At 39.9% G+C, this 16,309-nt stretch carries 17 protein-coding genes and 1 pseudogene; 1 reads left to right on the forward strand and 17 read right to left on the reverse strand.

Annotated features, from left to right (window positions below):
* Nucleotides 1-7 precede the first annotated feature (7 nt).
* The 4 genes from G5B11_RS05125 to G5B11_RS05140 all read right to left on the reverse strand — a co-directional run bounded on the left by G5B11_RS05125 (nt 8) and on the right by G5B11_RS05140 (nt 3,918).
* Nucleotides 8-817: an Ig-like domain-containing protein gene (locus tag G5B11_RS05125; RefSeq protein WP_158422303.1), complete on the reverse strand. Its 810-nt coding sequence runs from the start codon at nt 815-817 to the stop codon at nt 8-10.
* Nucleotides 818-908: 91 nt separating this feature from the next.
* On the reverse strand, nt 909-1,748 hold the full coding sequence (locus G5B11_RS05130) for an Ig-like domain-containing protein (RefSeq protein ID WP_244092919.1): 840 nt from the start codon (nt 1,746-1,748) through the stop codon (nt 909-911).
* A 198-nt stretch (nt 1,749-1,946) separates the two neighbouring features.
* Nucleotides 1,947-3,194: a zinc ribbon domain-containing protein gene (locus G5B11_RS05135; RefSeq protein WP_158422305.1), complete on the reverse strand. Its 1,248-nt coding sequence runs from the start codon at nt 3,192-3,194 to the stop codon at nt 1,947-1,949.
* 19 nt (nt 3,195-3,213) lie between these two features.
* On the reverse strand, nt 3,214-3,918 hold the full coding sequence (locus tag G5B11_RS05140) for a serine/threonine protein kinase (RefSeq protein WP_244092920.1): 705 nt from the start codon (nt 3,916-3,918) through the stop codon (nt 3,214-3,216).
* A gap of 153 nt (nt 3,919-4,071) precedes the next feature.
* Between G5B11_RS05140 and G5B11_RS05145 the strand changes: the two genes are divergently transcribed.
* A complete protein-coding gene (locus G5B11_RS05145; protein WP_158422889.1) occupies nt 4,072-4,497 on the forward strand; it encodes a helix-turn-helix domain-containing protein in 426 nt (141 codons plus the stop codon).
* Nucleotides 4,498-4,551: 54 nt separating this feature from the next.
* Here G5B11_RS05145 and G5B11_RS19825 read toward each other — a convergent pair whose 3' ends face one another.
* From G5B11_RS19825 to G5B11_RS05200, 13 genes and pseudogenes are all read right to left on the reverse strand, one after another.
* Nucleotides 4,552-5,121: a hypothetical protein gene (locus G5B11_RS19825; RefSeq protein ID WP_442859923.1), complete on the reverse strand. Its 570-nt coding sequence runs from the start codon at nt 5,119-5,121 to the stop codon at nt 4,552-4,554.
* A 126-nt stretch (nt 5,122-5,247) separates the two neighbouring features.
* A pseudogene (locus G5B11_RS19830) lies at nt 5,248-5,646 on the reverse strand (iron-containing alcohol dehydrogenase); the annotation flags it as partial.
* Nucleotides 5,585-5,713 (reverse strand): hypothetical protein, encoded by a 129-nt coding sequence (locus G5B11_RS19300; RefSeq protein WP_262583389.1) that lies wholly within the window; start codon nt 5,711-5,713, stop codon nt 5,585-5,587. The pseudogene G5B11_RS19830 and the gene G5B11_RS19300, both read right to left, overlap by 62 nt.
* 50 nt (nt 5,714-5,763) lie before the next feature.
* Nucleotides 5,764-6,198, reverse strand: coding sequence for an NAD(P)/FAD-dependent oxidoreductase (locus tag G5B11_RS05155; RefSeq protein ID WP_330603077.1), 435 nt, complete (start codon nt 6,196-6,198; stop codon nt 5,764-5,766).
* 5 nt (nt 6,199-6,203) lie between these two features.
* A complete protein-coding gene (locus G5B11_RS05160; protein ID WP_244092921.1) occupies nt 6,204-7,220 on the reverse strand; it encodes an Rpn family recombination-promoting nuclease/putative transposase in 1,017 nt (338 codons plus the stop codon).
* A 205-nt stretch (nt 7,221-7,425) separates the two neighbouring features.
* Nucleotides 7,426-8,244: a hypothetical protein gene (locus G5B11_RS05165; protein ID WP_173727097.1), complete on the reverse strand. Its 819-nt coding sequence runs from the start codon at nt 8,242-8,244 to the stop codon at nt 7,426-7,428.
* 51 nt (nt 8,245-8,295) lie between these two features.
* Nucleotides 8,296-10,809: a YfhO family protein gene (locus tag G5B11_RS05170; protein ID WP_173727098.1), complete on the reverse strand. Its 2,514-nt coding sequence runs from the start codon at nt 10,807-10,809 to the stop codon at nt 8,296-8,298.
* 36 nt (nt 10,810-10,845) lie between these two features.
* Nucleotides 10,846-11,355 (reverse strand): GtrA family protein, encoded by a 510-nt coding sequence (locus G5B11_RS05175; protein ID WP_158420783.1) that lies wholly within the window; start codon nt 11,353-11,355, stop codon nt 10,846-10,848.
* A gap of 63 nt (nt 11,356-11,418) precedes the next feature.
* Nucleotides 11,419-11,973, reverse strand: a complete 555-nt coding sequence (locus tag G5B11_RS05180) for a GNAT family N-acetyltransferase (protein WP_158420784.1) — start codon at nt 11,971-11,973, stop codon at nt 11,419-11,421.
* A complete protein-coding gene (locus G5B11_RS05185) occupies nt 11,970-13,079 on the reverse strand; it encodes a DegT/DnrJ/EryC1/StrS family aminotransferase (RefSeq protein ID WP_173727099.1) in 1,110 nt (369 codons plus the stop codon). Before G5B11_RS05185 ends, G5B11_RS05180 begins: the two co-directional genes overlap by 4 nt.
* Nucleotides 13,079-14,029, reverse strand: coding sequence for a glycosyltransferase family 2 protein (locus G5B11_RS05190; RefSeq protein ID WP_173727100.1), 951 nt, complete (start codon nt 14,027-14,029; stop codon nt 13,079-13,081). Before G5B11_RS05190 ends, G5B11_RS05185 begins: the two co-directional genes overlap by 1 nt.
* Entirely contained in the window at nt 14,026-14,463 is a 438-nt protein-coding gene (locus G5B11_RS05195; protein WP_158420787.1) for a sugar 3,4-ketoisomerase, read from the reverse strand. Before G5B11_RS05195 ends, G5B11_RS05190 begins: the two co-directional genes overlap by 4 nt.
* Before the next feature lie 29 nt (nt 14,464-14,492).
* Nucleotides 14,493-16,163: a hypothetical protein gene (locus G5B11_RS05200; protein ID WP_158420788.1), complete on the reverse strand. Its 1,671-nt coding sequence runs from the start codon at nt 16,161-16,163 to the stop codon at nt 14,493-14,495.
* Nucleotides 16,164-16,309: the final 146 nt, after the last annotated feature.

The following is a 16,309-nucleotide window of genomic DNA, read 5'->3' on the forward strand; positions in this document are numbered from 1 at the left end:
TTATCCATTACTCAAACGGCAGCAATATGGAAAAGAAATCCATAAAATTAAGCCCTTTTTCGTAGTAATTTTTCATCATATAATTATCCAGTTCTTTTATTAACTTACAGTTAGAAACGCGTCTTCGTTTCAGGGTTTCATCATTACGATACTGGATTTTTGTTATTGCATCTTTCTTAATAAAAGTTAAGGTTCCTTTTGCACGGGTGGGGGTAATCACCACACTGCTAAGATCATACTCAAGATTTTCCAGAAAGTTACTCTCCGTGGTTATGTTCATCGTCCGTCTTCCGTCCTCGGTATCATAATCAATCTGTATATTGTACTCTACTGCAAAATTTTTTGTTGAAAACAGGTACCATCCATTCAGATCCTTTGCTCTCCAGAAAATTCTGTAACCATTGGGGTCTCCCCATGTACTATCATAAGACCTAACGATTTCAGGGGCAAAATACTGTGAAAAGTTAGACATATTCAAATCTGCTGTTTTAAAATATGATTTAACACCTTTCACCGGCTTTTTAACTGTTACTTTGCATGTAAGTTTTTTCTTTCCGTATTTGGCGGTGATAACAGCTGTTCCCTTCTTTCTCGCCTTTACAACTCCGGTCTTGGAAACCGTTGCCACACTCTTTTTACTGCTTGTCCAGGTGATTTTCCTTTTGATTCCCTTTGCCTTTAACTTATAACTTTTACCTACATTCAATGTAATGCTTTTCCTGTTCAGTGCTGCTGCCTTGGCTGAAACCGGCATGGCCAGCATGCTCACCAGCATGCAAAGAAACAGGATCCCTGACATTTTTTTGAATCTCTTCATTTCCTATCCCCTCTTGTTTTATAAAGTCTCTTTTGTTTTTATAAAATCTCTTTTATGGATTCTCTTTTGCTATGCCTTTTGTAAAAGGAGCTTACTTATGTGGCTCAAATGGCTGTAGGGTGTAAGACGGAATAGAAAAACTACTGTATTTCTTATGTACGTATTCCGCTACTTTATCATTGTATTCAAAATAAGTGAATTTTTTCATCTTCAGGTATGTGTCATATGGGCCATATTGGATACTCTTTACAGCTTTTTTATTCACAAACACAAGCGTTCCCTGTGCCCTGGAGCATACTTTATCTGTAATGCTTACATTCGTATGTTCTTTTGTCCAGTAAGCATCTGTGGCACTTCCGGCACCAGATATCTGAAGCTTTGCCTCCCTGGTCGCTCTGGTTCCGTCCTCATCATTGTAAACAATGTTAAAAACAAATTCCGCCGCATAGTTTTTTGCGGTAAGCAGATACCAGTTAGGATCCTTACACTTTAACATAATGTAGCATCCGTCTCTTTCTCCCCACATATCATATCTTGGAATAGTTACATAGGTGAAATACTGTGAAATATTAGACGCATTCACCTTGACAGTTTTAAAATATGATTGAGGGAATTTTGTATCTTTCACCGGCTTTTTAACTGTTACTTTGCATGTAAGTTTTTTCTTTCCGTATTTGGCCGTGATAACAGCTGTTCCCTTCTTTCTCGCCTTTACAACTCCGGTCTTAGAAACCGTTGCCACACTCTTTTTACTGCTTGTCCAGGTGATTCTTCCTTTGATTCCCTTTGCCTTTAACTTATAACTTTTACCTACATTCAAGGTAATGCTTTTTCTGTTCAGCGCTGCTGCCTTGGCTGAAACCGGCATGGCCAGCATGCTCACCAGCATGCAAAGAAACAGGATCACTGACATTTTTTTGAATCTCTTCATTTCTCTTCCCCCCATAATGATATACTATATTTTTTGCCTGAATCAGGCATTCATTTCTATTATAAATATTAGCATTTTCAAACACAATTACCCTGCTGCATAGTATCGTAATTCGTCTTGCAGGAGGTGCCTCATGAACCAGTGGCCTGATTTTGCTGCACATCTTTGCAATCCTGCCAGAAACTATTCATCTGCATATTATTGAAAAGCTGCCTTGGCTGTATCTACAGGATGCTCCGCTTTATTGTCAATGTCTGTATCATTTCCTGCGAATATGCTTCCTGCAAAATCAAGCACTTCTGTTCCCGGCAGATTGTTGATACAGACAGCCGTTCCGTTATCAGTAAACGTATTATTTAAATAGTTTGGCGCAGAGCCATAAGAAGTGCTGCTGTTAAATTTCAATGCCGTTATATTATTTGTAAAAGTACAATCCATTGCATTGACCCATGCCCCATTTTGTGCAAACGCTGCAGTATCCCATCCGTCAAAGCTGCACTGGGAAAGAAGTACCAGACAATACGCATTCAGACCGGTTCCTGAATTTCCAGCAAAATGTACGCCGGATATATCAGCATAATTTCCATTCATTCCTCTCATACTTACGGTTCCGGTAAAGGTAGTGGTGATGTCCTCTTCTGTGCTTCCATAAATCCCCCATACATGATCTCCGAAAACAATATCTCCATCATAGGTCACTGCCGGAAGATGAAGATATACTGTGGTATCTGATGGCACTTCTTCCTCAATGGAAGCCAACAGTGCCTTTAATTGATCGGTTGTTTCCATCGGAGTATCCTCGAAATAATAAGTAACTGCTTTCTGCTTTTCCAATGTAAGCTTTGTACGTAGGGAAATCGTATCTCCGTTTTCCATAGTCAGCATCCATTCAATGTCATTGGTGCCGCTGTCCGCATGAAAAAGGATATCCGATACATATGCTGCATCTGGAAAGCTTTCATTATGAGTTGGTTCCACAAACTCCATCTTCTGAGAATTTTCATAAGGCTTTGTATTTACCTGGCAGGACTTAACCTTTTCTGTAAATTCTTTCCATGCCAGCTTCCCGGTTTTCTGATCAAGAACATACAGCTGACAAGGCAGTGCACTGTCCATCCCCTCAGACAGTGTATCGGTACGCTCTCCCTGTGCATGTCCTGTCACACCATCTTCCTGGGAAAAAGTCAGCAGAACCTTATATGATTTATCTTTATCCTGATAAACGATCTGCGCGCCGCCTTCGTATTTTTGGGGCTTGTGATGCATAAAAAAAACAGTCCCCACAACTGCACTCAGGATCAGGATAGTCAGAATGATCAACGCTTTCTTCTTCCATCGTCTGGGTGGTTTTATCTCCTTTTTTTCTGTCTGAACTGCTGTACAATGCGGACAAAAGGATGCTTCATCCGGTATCAGCTGTCCGCATTTTATACACTTTTTGCTCATTGATTTTCCCTCTTGTTATTTATAAAATCTCCATCAGATGAAGAATATTTTTGTATCTTTTTTCCGGACTGACCATTGTACATCTTTGTACGATCCTTCCCATTCTGCCACCAGCAAGCTTTCGTGATGGATGCTCCCCGGTAAGCATAATATTAAGCAAAATGCCCAGCGCATAAATATCTGCACGCCCATCAGATTGTGACAGACCATACTGTTCAGGTGCTGCATATCCGGTAGTGCCAAGGATCTGTGTGTCTTCCCGGTTATTGTTTTTATAGATCCTGGAAGCATCAAAATCAATGAGAACTACTTCTTTTCCACGTATGATAATGTTCTCTGGTTTTACATCCCTATGTACTACCCCCATAGAATGGAGCACCCACAAAGCCGAACATAATTTCCTGGTGATCTGTCTTGCCTCTCTGCTTGTAAGAAGGCCTCCTTCCAGAAATTCCCCCAGATTATCTCCCTGTACATACTCCTCCAAAAGAGCTGTCCTGCCCTCCTTCTCACCAACTTCCATGATCTGCGGCAAATTGGGACAGTATATGGCAAGAAGCTTTCGATATACCTCACTATTTCCTGAAAAATGCTTAAAAACATACAGGGTGCCACTGCTTTTGTGACGCACAAGAGAAACTTCCCGTTGTTCACTTTTTTTAAAAAATCGGATAGTATCATATTCATAATGGACTGCTTCCAGAAGATTGTCATAAAGATTCATTGTTTCCATCCCTGTCACTATGCCATGTACATATATTTCTATTACTATTTCATGTGCATATTGTTTTTTTTATCAATTTATTGTACATTTAAAGTTATATGTATTGTTAAAAATATTGTAACTTATAATAAAATTATTGTAAAGGTATGGACAATGAAAAAAAGAACCACAGATCATTTGCAGCAAGAGCTTATGGATTCACCAGATCTGGCACGTTTTCTGACTAAGAATGAGAATTTATTTGTGAATAAAAGTATCGCTGAATTATTAAACCAGCTGTTTGAAAGGAAAAATATTTCAAAGGCTGCACTTGCCAAACAATCAGGAATGAGTGAGATTTATCTGCACCAGATTTTTGCAGGCCGCAGGAATCCCTCCAGGAACCGTCTTTTATGCCTGTGTTACGGTCTGGGTGCAAGCATAGAGGAAGCCCAGGAGCTATTGAAGCTGTGCGGCATGGCTCAGCTTTATCCAAAGCTGAAACGAGATGCTATCATTTATTATGGGCTGCAACATGGTCTTGGGCTTTTTGAGATCAATGATAAATTGTTTGATGAAAATGAAGAAACCTTGTTCTGATTTCATATCCTGAAATCACAGGGATACAGAAAAAAATGCAAAAGAGAGAATATCTTATTTGCAATTCATTAAGATATTTTTTACATCAGGCACCTGAAGCTTTACATAAGCTCTTGAGGCGATTCCGCTGGTTCTTACTGCTTCCGCTGCCATCTCATCAAATTTTTCTTCTAATACTCCTGCTTCTGAAAGAGTGGAAGGCATTGCAAGGGACCGATTGAACTGTCTGACCTTTTCAATCCCAAGCCTGGCTGCTTTTCTGTCATCAGCTTCCCCTACTCCGAATACTTCTCTTGCAAATCTTGCAAATCGAGGTGCTGTCTTATCAGACAAAACATATTCCATCCACGCAGGTGTCAGTATGGCAAGCCCGACTCCATGTGTGATGTCATAATAAGCACTAAGCACATGCTCAATGGGATGAACGCTCCAGGCTCCACCCTTTCCTACAGTAAGCAGATGATTTAACCCGATTGTTGATGCCCACATCAGATTAGATCTGGCCTCATAATTTTCCGGTTCATCCATTGCTTTGCGGGCATATTTCACCACGGTTTTCATTACCGCCTCGCTGAGCACATCTGTAATATAGGCCTCATCATTTGGCTGGAAATACTGCTCCATTACGTGGGAAAGAATATCAACCGCACCTGCTGCCGTCTGTTTGGAAGGCAATGTATACAGATATGTAGGATCACAGAAGGATAACCTGGGATACAACAGAGGATGGTTTATCTCCAGTTTCTCATGGGTCTTCTCATTGCTGATGACTGCTCCGGAATTCATTTCAGAACCGGTAGCACATATTGTAAGAACCACTGCAACAGGCAGCGCTCCTGCCACAAGACTTCTGTCCTTAACCAGATCCCAGGGCTGGCCATCATAACAGGCTGATGCTGCGATATGTTAAGATGCATCGATGGTACTTCCACCTCCCACAGCCAATATGACCTGTATCCCCTTTTCTTTGCAGATCGCAGTGCCCTTTTCCACAGAGGTAAGCTTTGGATTAGGTTCTATCCCAGGCAGTTCTGACACTTCAAAATCCTTAAAAAGCTCCCGAATCTTGTCATAAAGGCCACTCCTTTTAATGCTCCCGCCACCAATATACAAGCAAAACCTTCTTTCCGTATTTTGCCAGTTCTTCAAGCAGACACTGTATCTGATCCTTACCAACTCTGATATCTGTTGGGATATGAAATGTGAAATTATTCATTCTGATCTCCTTCTTTATCCTGCATCTATTTCTTCAAAATCACAAAACAGTTAAATCTTTGCCTTATACCGGTCATAATGTAAGGCCTGGATATCCACATCTGTTTTTCCTGTGACAATAAGCTTTGCAAGCTGCTCTCCCACTGCCGGCGCAATACCAAAACCATGACCGTTAAAAGCACAAGCCACGTACAATCCTGGGATTTCATCCACTGTTCCAAGGGATGGGACGCCATCTGAGGAAGCATCCATCCAGCCTGCCCAGGTCCTTACGATCTTGGCATTGGCAAGATCCGGAAAGTACTTCATGATTCCACGGCAGATACAAGGTGCTGTTTTGGATGAATTTACCGGTGTTCCGTTATCCTTATTATACCTCTCCAGGCGGAAGAACCGCCAAATACAAAGGAGCCATGCTTTGTCTGATGTCCATAAAAGTCTGCCTCTGCAGTACCCCCACAGCTTCTCTTGGGACCATTCATGGATGTGATTTAATCAATTCCGTACTCTTCACAAAGCTTTTGACGGAACGCAGGATCATCAAGTGCCCGTTTCAAATCATCAAGCCGATTATCTCCTAGCAGGGATCTTGTAAGCTTCTGCTCGCGCTGTATCCCGGCAGACACTCCCTCTGCTCTTCCTTCTGCTCTTCCTTCTTCTCTTCCTTCTTCTCTTCCAGCTGCTCTTCCCTTTTCCTCTATGCCAAGAATCCCTTTACAAACATTCACCTTTTCTCCCCTGGCTTCCTTTTCTATCTTCATTCCCGTCATCTCCTCCATCACTCGAACAGCTTTTCTGTCCACAGTTGCAAATGCGGCGTTCGCTTTTACAAGCCTTTCCAGTTTTTCTGCATCCTCAGAATACTTAATAAACTGCATCACTTCCCGAAAATTAGAGGTAAAGTGCTCCAGCTCCTCTTCGCTCATTTCCCCTGGTGCAATTAGATTGATCCGATAATCCGGAACCAATGACAAAATCTTTTCATCCTGCACTGCCAGCATCTCATGGAGAGACCTTGGTGCCTCCCAGTTGTCAGCCCCAAAATACACCACAACTGTTATGATTGGGAGCAATCTGTCTTCCTTGTAAAAGCCTGAAAGGAACTCTGCCGGATCCGGTTTCTTCTCCTTTGGATTCTTCTTCCGCAATGCCTCTCTGTGGGAAGACTCCGCTTTCTGTACCTGTGCCGCATATTCCAGAGAATCATAAACCATGTTTTTCACTGGCATTGCGTAATGGACATTTGACTGGTTTTCCACTCCCAGGAGCAGATACACCGCATTTTCATCCTTCATCGCACACAGAATCTTGAACACATCCCGGTATTTCTGATAAGGCACCTCCGCCCCGTCAGCTCCATAAGGGATCACCACACTGGCCGTATCCAGTTCCTTTAAATTCTTAGGGTCAATGACCTTTTCTCCTTGGTAGATCATATGGTTGAACACATCCGCAAAGACCTCTGTGTCTTCCATGTACTCTTTTGTGATGATATCCTTTCTTCCCATGGATTCACCACCTTCTATGATTTGTTTTTCAGAAGAGCTTATGTAAATCAAAATCTCCTATGATATATATAGGATAACATACTGTTTCCTATTCCGAAAGAAAAATATACGGAAAATGTATAAAATTCATTTCATAAGTTTTTAATCGTATTTTTAGGAAATCCCTCATTAACAGATCATAAATCCAGGAATGTGTACCTTTTATCTATTTCCATTTAATTGAATACATTCCCGAAACAGATGGTTTCTTCCTCACAACCTTCAGATAATAGGTTCCTGGCTCCAGGCTGTGCTCATATTTATCTCCCATCCAGTCCGTATATGTAGTATCATAGCTCCACATATAAGAATCTTTTGTACGAATTCCAGGTCCTATCAGATATATCCACATTGCTCCTGTACCATATGAAGTAAAACTCAGCTTGATCTTCTTTCTCTTTGTCAGCTTCAGCTTATACCAATGCGTTTTTTTCTCATTCTGATAGAAAAAGCCAGAAACGCTTTTCCTAGCTTTTACAGGCTTCGCTCTATTTTTTGAAGTTGCAGGCTTCCGGGAACAATATTTATAATCCAGATGAAGTTTGTATCCATCAAATCCAATATACCTGAGATAATAAGTTCCAGGCTTTACCAGAAAATAAGAATAATCCCAATAACCATGCTTATCCTCTTTTTCACTTTCACTGTAATCTTTAATATTCATGATTACTTTCTTGTCACTATTACAAAGTGCAAAGTCCCCATGCATTTTATCAGCCCAATATGATCCTGCGAAATAGTAGGAATCTCCATAAATTTCAATTAGTGCTGTTTTGGACACTGAAAATTTATGATATACCACATAATCCTCTATATCAGAATAATCAGCCATATCTTCCCCATTGAAGAAATACTTTCCTTCTGCAATTTTCTGCATATCAACAGTTTTGTTAAATGCATATGCATGGGCTGTAAATGGCATAAAAACAAGCATCGCAAACAGTACCAGCAATGAATATCCTATTTTTTTGAAATGTATTTTCATAACCTCTCACTCCATTCTGATTATATAAAGCGATATCATAAGCTCTTTTGTTTATTTACATTTTTTTCTGCCATACCTGATCAGCATTACAAATAATACAATCACATATAAAGCAGATATTGCTCCCCCGATAAACCATTCTTTCGGACGGAATTTCATGACGATCGTATGCGTTCCCTTTGATACATGAAGTCCCATAAAACAGTTATTAATTGTGGCAATTTCTGTTTTCTCGCCATCTACATAAGCTGTCCATCCTTTATGCTTCGCCTGAAGAACTGTAACATAACCTTCTGTTGGCGCATCAACCGTCATCTGGATACTGTTAAATCCAAACCAGGAAACATCCACAATATTATCTGTGGTCATTCTTTCTGTCTGAATCAATTCTGCATTAGCAGGAACCTGCCCATCCATAGTAACACTGGCCTGCTGATACACTTTATCCAAAGATGGGAAATAAATATCTGTATAGAAGCGGCCATCTTGTTCAGTCAATGTATAATCCCCGCTGACTGTCTGATGATTACCCTCACTGTCCATGAAATCAACAGCCATCGAAATGGTATCCGTTTCCTTTGTATCCCAATAAAGTCTGACTCTTCCTGTTTGATTCTCTCCAGCTTGCATGTTCCCATCTACTGCAAATCCATTGTCGGTCTGTGTCAGATTTAACGCATCCTGTGCTGTAATCTTAGGATTTAATGTCTGATATTCCCGAATTTGTTCCTCCAGCCCCTGATCCGTATATATCTGCTCCGATGTATTTCCACCTCTTGAAACCCATTCATCATAACTTATATTATCTGGCGTGATCACATGATTTGAGAAATATACTTCCGGGTTCTGCTCTATGATATTTCTGAAATATGTCTGTTTAAAATCATTTGTGGCTTTTAGAAGAAATGAACAGTATCCTTCCTCATCAAAGGTCTGGTTAAATACAACCTGCTGACTGTTCAATCCGCTGGTGCTTCTGGTATGCCCTGCAAAATTCACACCTCTCTTACGTTTTTCATACAAATTGAATTCACGATCAATATTCTTTTGCGTTGCCACATCCCAGCTATACTGCCCCTGTGGATATCTGGCGATCGTAATCGGCAATTCTCCAAGAAAACATGTAAAAACCTCTATCACTACAATGCCTGTAACCAGAATCTTTCTCCAGATCATAACAACCTGTCTGGTATATACCATATAAAATACACCCAGATATACAAGTAATATTACCCCAAGACGCATCATTGTTTCCGCAAAAGTCTTAATATTAGCCGCATCCTGCATCCCATCTACATTATGAAGATATTCTGTTACCGCAGCTGCACTTCCTACCCCAATGATTATGATCATCAGCCCAAAAGTAAATAGCAATACCTTTTTTGCAATTTTTCCTGTCTGAAGTATATCCTGTAATACAGGTGCAAGACAAAGCAAAACAAACATTGCAACAAAAATCCTGTTCAATGTTGGAAATCGAAAACTGGAATACATTGGAACAAATCGGTACAATAAAGCGTGCAAAAACGAATTTTCGCCAAAGCATAATAAAAAAGCAGCTACAGCCAAACTCAGATAAACTTTTTTATTCTTTTGCTTTCTGTCAAAAATCATTGGCATTAATAAAACCGTGATAATACCCATATAATAATTGGTCATGCTTGGCTCGCCAATATTAATGTAACTATAGGTCTTCGGTAAAATGAATGAGAGATAAGCCATGGAAGAAAAGCCGGAAGGTTGAACCCCTAACCCATTGCCTCTGGTAATTAACGACATATTGCTTAGAAATGGTAGCAGGATAACTGCTCCTGCCAAAACAGTAAATATACATACCAATATAAACTTTTTAAATGCTGTAAATAGGTTTTTAATTACTGTCTGATCTTTAGAATACGAAAAATACAATGTATAAGGAACCAGAAACAAAAACAGATCCATAAACATCTCCGGATATCCGCCCATAAGAAGTTGGGCAGCACAAAAACCAGCTGCCAGAGCAAATACGACCTGCTTTTTTTCAAGATAAGAACGTACAAACAGAAATACATATGGGATCCATGCAGCAGAAATAATAATCATAATATGCTGGGCATTTCCTATAAACACACCGCTGCAGCAATACAACAGCCCGACCAGGAATCCTGCCCACTGCTTTCCTGACGATTTCTGACCATTTTCACTTAATTCCTGCCCTGCAAGAAGAAACATTCCAAAACCGCCAATAGCGATATGGATTGCATATGAAAAAGCTACTGTTGTTGGCGTATAACCAAACCATGCCAAAATGAGGGTAATAAAATACCATACCGGTGTTCCCAATACAGCATAAGCCGGAGTCCCATAACGCATTAGGGGATTCCATAACGGCAACGTATGGTTAGCTATTGCCTCTGACATTAACACCTGAGAAGGATATTCTGCATCCCAAATATCATATTTCATCAGGTTTTCCCCTATCAGCAGAGACCAGTTCAGCAAAAAACTAACTGCCAGGAACAGTAAAAAGATTCCCGCATAGTTCCATGCCTTTCCTTTAAAAGCTATCCCCTTATTTTTTTCCATATCTCTTTTCCTCATTTCCCATTTATCCTACTATTCTTACTTTTTGAATGCCCAGAATTTATTCATAATAAAATTCAACGGTACACTGATCAGCAAATTGACGATTGGAGCGATCATCTTTGAAATTCCCAGGATCTGAACCCATAAAACAGACAAAACCGTATTCAGGAACAGTCCGGTAAATGCATATGAAATATATGTCTTTATCAGTGCCTTATACCAGGACACTGCCTCGCCATCCTCGCTGTTAAACACATATTTACGATTCCAGTAAAACGACCAAAGCACACTAAGCACAAATGCAATGACCTGTGCGATCAAATAGTCTGTCTTCACAAACCATCCGTTTTTTTGGAAAAGAAGCAGCGAAATCACATATATCACATAAGATACAAACGTATTGCTGAGTCCCACAATTCCAAATTTAATAAATTGCAGAAATCCCTGCCATTTTTCTTCACTTATATGAAGGTGGAGTATCTTAAACACAACAAACCCTGCTGCTTTCTCAATAAATTTCCATACACTGCCTGCGATTTTCTCCATAACCAAACTCTCTTTTTCCTTCACTCTCTTGTATCTAACTGAATGCTTCTACTGCACATTCCCTTACATCTTTATTTCTTCTGTATATCCATTAACCTCTGTCAGTCTTTTTTCATCGATCCAGATTTCATCTTCGATTCCACCTACCGATGCCGGGTGACTCCCACATACCTGGAAGCCAATCTTCAGATAGCTTTTATATGCAGCCTGATTCTCCTGATGAACAGATGCAATGATCTTCTTTAATCCCATTTTTCTAAATGCTACCATCATGGCCAATACAAAGCTTTTGCCACCGATGCCATGACCTCTGGCTTCCATATCTCCCACCTGTAGCCGTCCGATCTCAGCCTGTTCTTCCCGAAAATCATATAAAGACAGACTTCCCACCATACGGTGTAGATGTTCTGTCTCTTCAATAGCAAATGCAATGGTATCATTATCTTTTAAATAAGATTCATACCACTTTTCCTGCATTTCTGGCGTAATATGATCAATCTTTCTAAGGAAGCGGGTCTGTGTGGCGTCATTACGCCACACCCGCAGATTCTCGATATCTTTCCGCTCCAAAGGACGGAGCATAATATTTTCATAAGAAGCATGATACTGATGATTCACAGTCCTTCACCCTTTCCAAATTCATTCAAACATTTGATTACAAAATCCTGCTCTTCTTCTGTCATTCCATTATAAAGCGGAATAGACAGCACTTCTTTTGCATACTGTTCTGTAATGGGCAAAGACCCTTCTTTCATTCCCAGATACTGATACGCCTCTGATAAATGCGGAGGAATCGGATAGTGGATAATTGTCCCGATCTCTCTTTCATTCAGATATTGGATCAGTTCATCTCTTCTCTCACAATGAATCACAAACTGATGCCATACAGTAGTTGCACCTTCACGAATCTTGGGAAGATGGATCAGAGGATTCTTAATTTCTTTCAGATACCTTTCACAAAGGCTAGTCTTTTCTTTCGTCAATTCTTCCAGGTGGCCAAGTCTTACCCTGAGAAGTCCGGCCTGAAGCTCATCTAATCTGGAATTGGCACCTACCACCTTGTTATGGTAACGCTTTTCACTTCCATAATTACGGAAGATCCTTACATCCTGTGCAATCTTATCATCATTTGTTACAATGGCTCCTGCATCTCCAAATGCTCCTAGATTCTTGGACGGATAAAAAGAAAAACAACCAATATCCCCAAAGGTTCCTGTCATTTTCCCGTCAAAGCAGGCGCCATGAGACTGTGCACAGTCTTCTACCAGCCGCAGATCATACTTCTTTGCAAGCTCCACAACTGGTTTCATATTGGATGCCTGTCCGTATAAATGAACAACCAGAATGGCTTTTGTCCTATCTGTAATCTTCTCTTCTATTTTGGACGCATCAATATTGTTGTATTCATCCGGCTCAACAAATATGGGGGTTGCACCGTTAATGGTGATGCCCATAACACTGGCAATATAGGTATTCCCCTGCACGATCACTTCATCCCCTTTTCCTATTCCCAGAACACGGAATGCGATCCACAAAGCATCCAGTCCACTTGCCAGACCTACACAATGTTTTGCCCCTTCATATTGAGCAAATTCATTTTCAAAAGATTTCACTTCATTTCCAAGTACATACCAGCCGGATCTTAACACCTGTAGAGCTTTATCCTCAAATTCCTGCTGATACATTTCAAATCCACGATCCATTCTATTGGGCATGATCTTCATTATTGTTCATTCCTCCCATCTTTATCCACAACCTTATTTTCTTCTTCCACAATATAAGTGGGTCTGTTCCTGGAAGCATCAAAAGTCCTCCACAAATATCCACCCAGAATCCCCAATGTGACCATAATAATTCCAAAGCTGAGAAGATTAAAAATAAACAGTGTAGTCCAACCACTAACCTGTATCAATCCCATCAGCTTACAGATCAATACGAGAATCCCCCAGACCACAGCACCTATAAAAGATACCGTTCCAATACCTGTAACTAGCGTAATCGGCAGAGTGGAGAAGCTGAATAAGGTATCTGCCACCAGACGCACCTTTTTCTTAAATGTCCATTTGCTTGTTCCAATCTCTCTTTCCAGACGTACATACGGAATTTCTTCTGTTTTAAACCCACTCCACAGGATCTGCCCGGTAAGAGCGCTGTTTCTCTCATCCAGAGCCAGAAGCACCTGTATCACCTTCCGATCCAGCAGATACACATCAAAGCCGCCTTTTGGCATGTTGGACAGAGCTGCCTTTCGTACCATCCAATAATATGTATTGGCAAAAAGCTTAGTTCCAAAGCTTTCATTCCTGTCTTTTCGTACAGCCAGGACTACGTTATTGCCCTTCTTCCAGCTTTCCACCATTTTCAGGATCAGTTCTGTAGGCTCCTGAAGATCTGCTGCCTTTACAACTGCACAATCTCCGGTACTTTTCTCAAGCCCGCACAAAATCGCCGCATGAGAGCCGAAATTACGAGAAAGGCTTACAATCTTTATATTTGGGTCCTGATCAGCCAGCTTCTGCATCACTCCATAGCTATTGTCTTTGGAACCGTCATTCACCATAACGATCTCATATTCATAATCAATGGCATCAATAAACTTTTCTTTTATATCCTTATAAAGAGGTATCAGATTATCGTCATTATAATAAACCGGTATTACTATCGAAACCTTCATGCTTTTTCTCCACCATTACCTTCTGTACGTTTCACGATTTTGACAAACTCATCATAATCACGGATATATTCATCCGGATCGTAATGCTCACTTGCAAGTACCAGAAGAACAGAATCTTCTGAAAAATCATACATATCTTTCCATACCATCTGTGGAAGATAAATTCCTGTATGCGGGCGGTTCAAGCTGAAAACAGCTTCATTCCCAAGTCCGTCCTTAACCTTCACTTTACTTTTCCCTGCAACATTAATCAGTACAAATTGACTTTTTAAATTAGCATGCTGTCCTCTGACTACATCTGTATCTGAACCATAGATATAAAAAATACGTTTAATATCGAAAGGTATATCTTTATGCCCTTCAACAATTACAAGATGTCCCCTCTCGTCTCCTTTTTGCGGAAACTCCAGCATTTTAACACCATTTTCACTCATATTGGATCCTCCTTTGTTTCATTTATCCATTATACTTCACTTTTGTGTATATCTTTTTTATCGTATATGCCTCGATAAATGTAATAATCTCCATCCTTCTGTGGGCTCTCTACAGGATCTAAATAAATGTATTGCTTCCAGCCCACTTTCATTGCACATGTATCACTGATCTGTGTACGTGAAAATGCAACATAATTCCCATTTTCCTTGTCTACAACCGTAAATAGTTCAGCTGAAGTCGCATACAATTGAAGAGGACCGGCATGATCAGCCCGAAGCACTGAAATATTTTTCCCCTGCAGCTGTGCATAATCAGTCCAGTAAGAATCATGAACTGCAAGGGTATTATACGCCTGATATATTTCTTTTGAGCAAATCTCTTTTCCATTGTATTCATTTATCGTATCTGTTCTGAAAAGGGCTTCAATATTTTCAAGTCTGGTAAAATCATAATCCATTTCTCTTGAAAAAATATCATTTTCAAGCTGGATTGCGCAGCCAAGACTAAGAATGCCTACCAGCATCACAACACTAATCACCTTTTTGAAACGAATAAACCGTGTAAGTCCCCAAACAATATAAGAAAACGCCAAGGTCATAACAAAATAAGAGAAATAAGAAACCGGAAGTGAAATAAATCCCTGCTCCCCTACATTTCCCTGATACATCTTAGATACTGAAATAGGTAAAAAAGGCAAAACGGCACAACCGAGCAACATTACAAGAATCAGCAAGCTTTTCCCTAATTCCTTTTTCTCTTTTTCAACTTCTTTTCTGAAGATTTTCCATAATGCATATCCAGCAATCATCAAGATTGCAATCACTCTTATAACACCTTCTGTAGACAACCAGTGTTTATAATAGTTAAACAGATATAAATATTTATCTGAAAGGAACAACCCCCCTGGTACAGCGCTGCGCAGCAGATTCTTGATGATCACGAGAGAAGCCTTCAGATTAAATCCTATCTGTGTACCATCATATTGAGAAGGAAAGATCTTTCCGGTGACTACATAACATGCCAGAAAAACACATCCCACAATAATCGGCACCAGACACGGCTTTATATTCTCTTTTATTTTTTTCCAGCTGTACATATGCCTTTCGGTAATTCCCAAAAGAAGAAATACCGGTGTGTATGTAATAAAAGCCTCATAACTACAGCACACGATCCAAAACAGGATCATAGCTATAATCATATATTTTTTCTTTTCTGTACGGAGATAATAAATATAAAGTAATAAAGATACATATAATAATGTAAGCGGTATCCCATATAAAGTCACATAGGCATTCGGAAGTGTGGGTTCGAAAGAAAGTGGCATAAACAATGCCAGTAATACTGTCACTATACCTGTCAGAGTCTTTTTATGAAAAATCTCTTCTGTCAGTTTTGCAAATAATCCAATATTGGATATAACTGTAAGAACCTGCAAGATTCGAAAGCAATATCTTGATTTTCCGATATACCCCAGAATCTGTGTCACAGGCACTACCAGGCAAGACATAGCCCGTCCTTTTCCCTGAAGAAGTTCTGTATATGAATGAGTCAAAAATTCCTTTACCCCTCGCATACTCCAATATCTTGCAAGAAGCTCATCATTATGCATTATTCCTAATGTAAGCAATGGGAAAAAAAGTAAAACGGTACCAACTACCATCAAAAAAATGAAGCACTGATTTCTTTTCTTTTCTTCCATATTATTCTCCTTTCATACTATAATAATATCTATCGTAACGAACCTTATTTTACCCATTTAATTTAGCAGAATAACCTTAAATATTGTTAATACTATATAAAATCAGTCATACATCTTATACGCTTTCTTATAAAATACTATTATAA

Source organism: Blautia glucerasea (assembly GCF_013304385.1).
Classification (GTDB): domain Bacteria; phylum Bacillota; class Clostridia; order Lachnospirales; family Lachnospiraceae; genus Blautia_A; species Blautia_A ammoniilytica.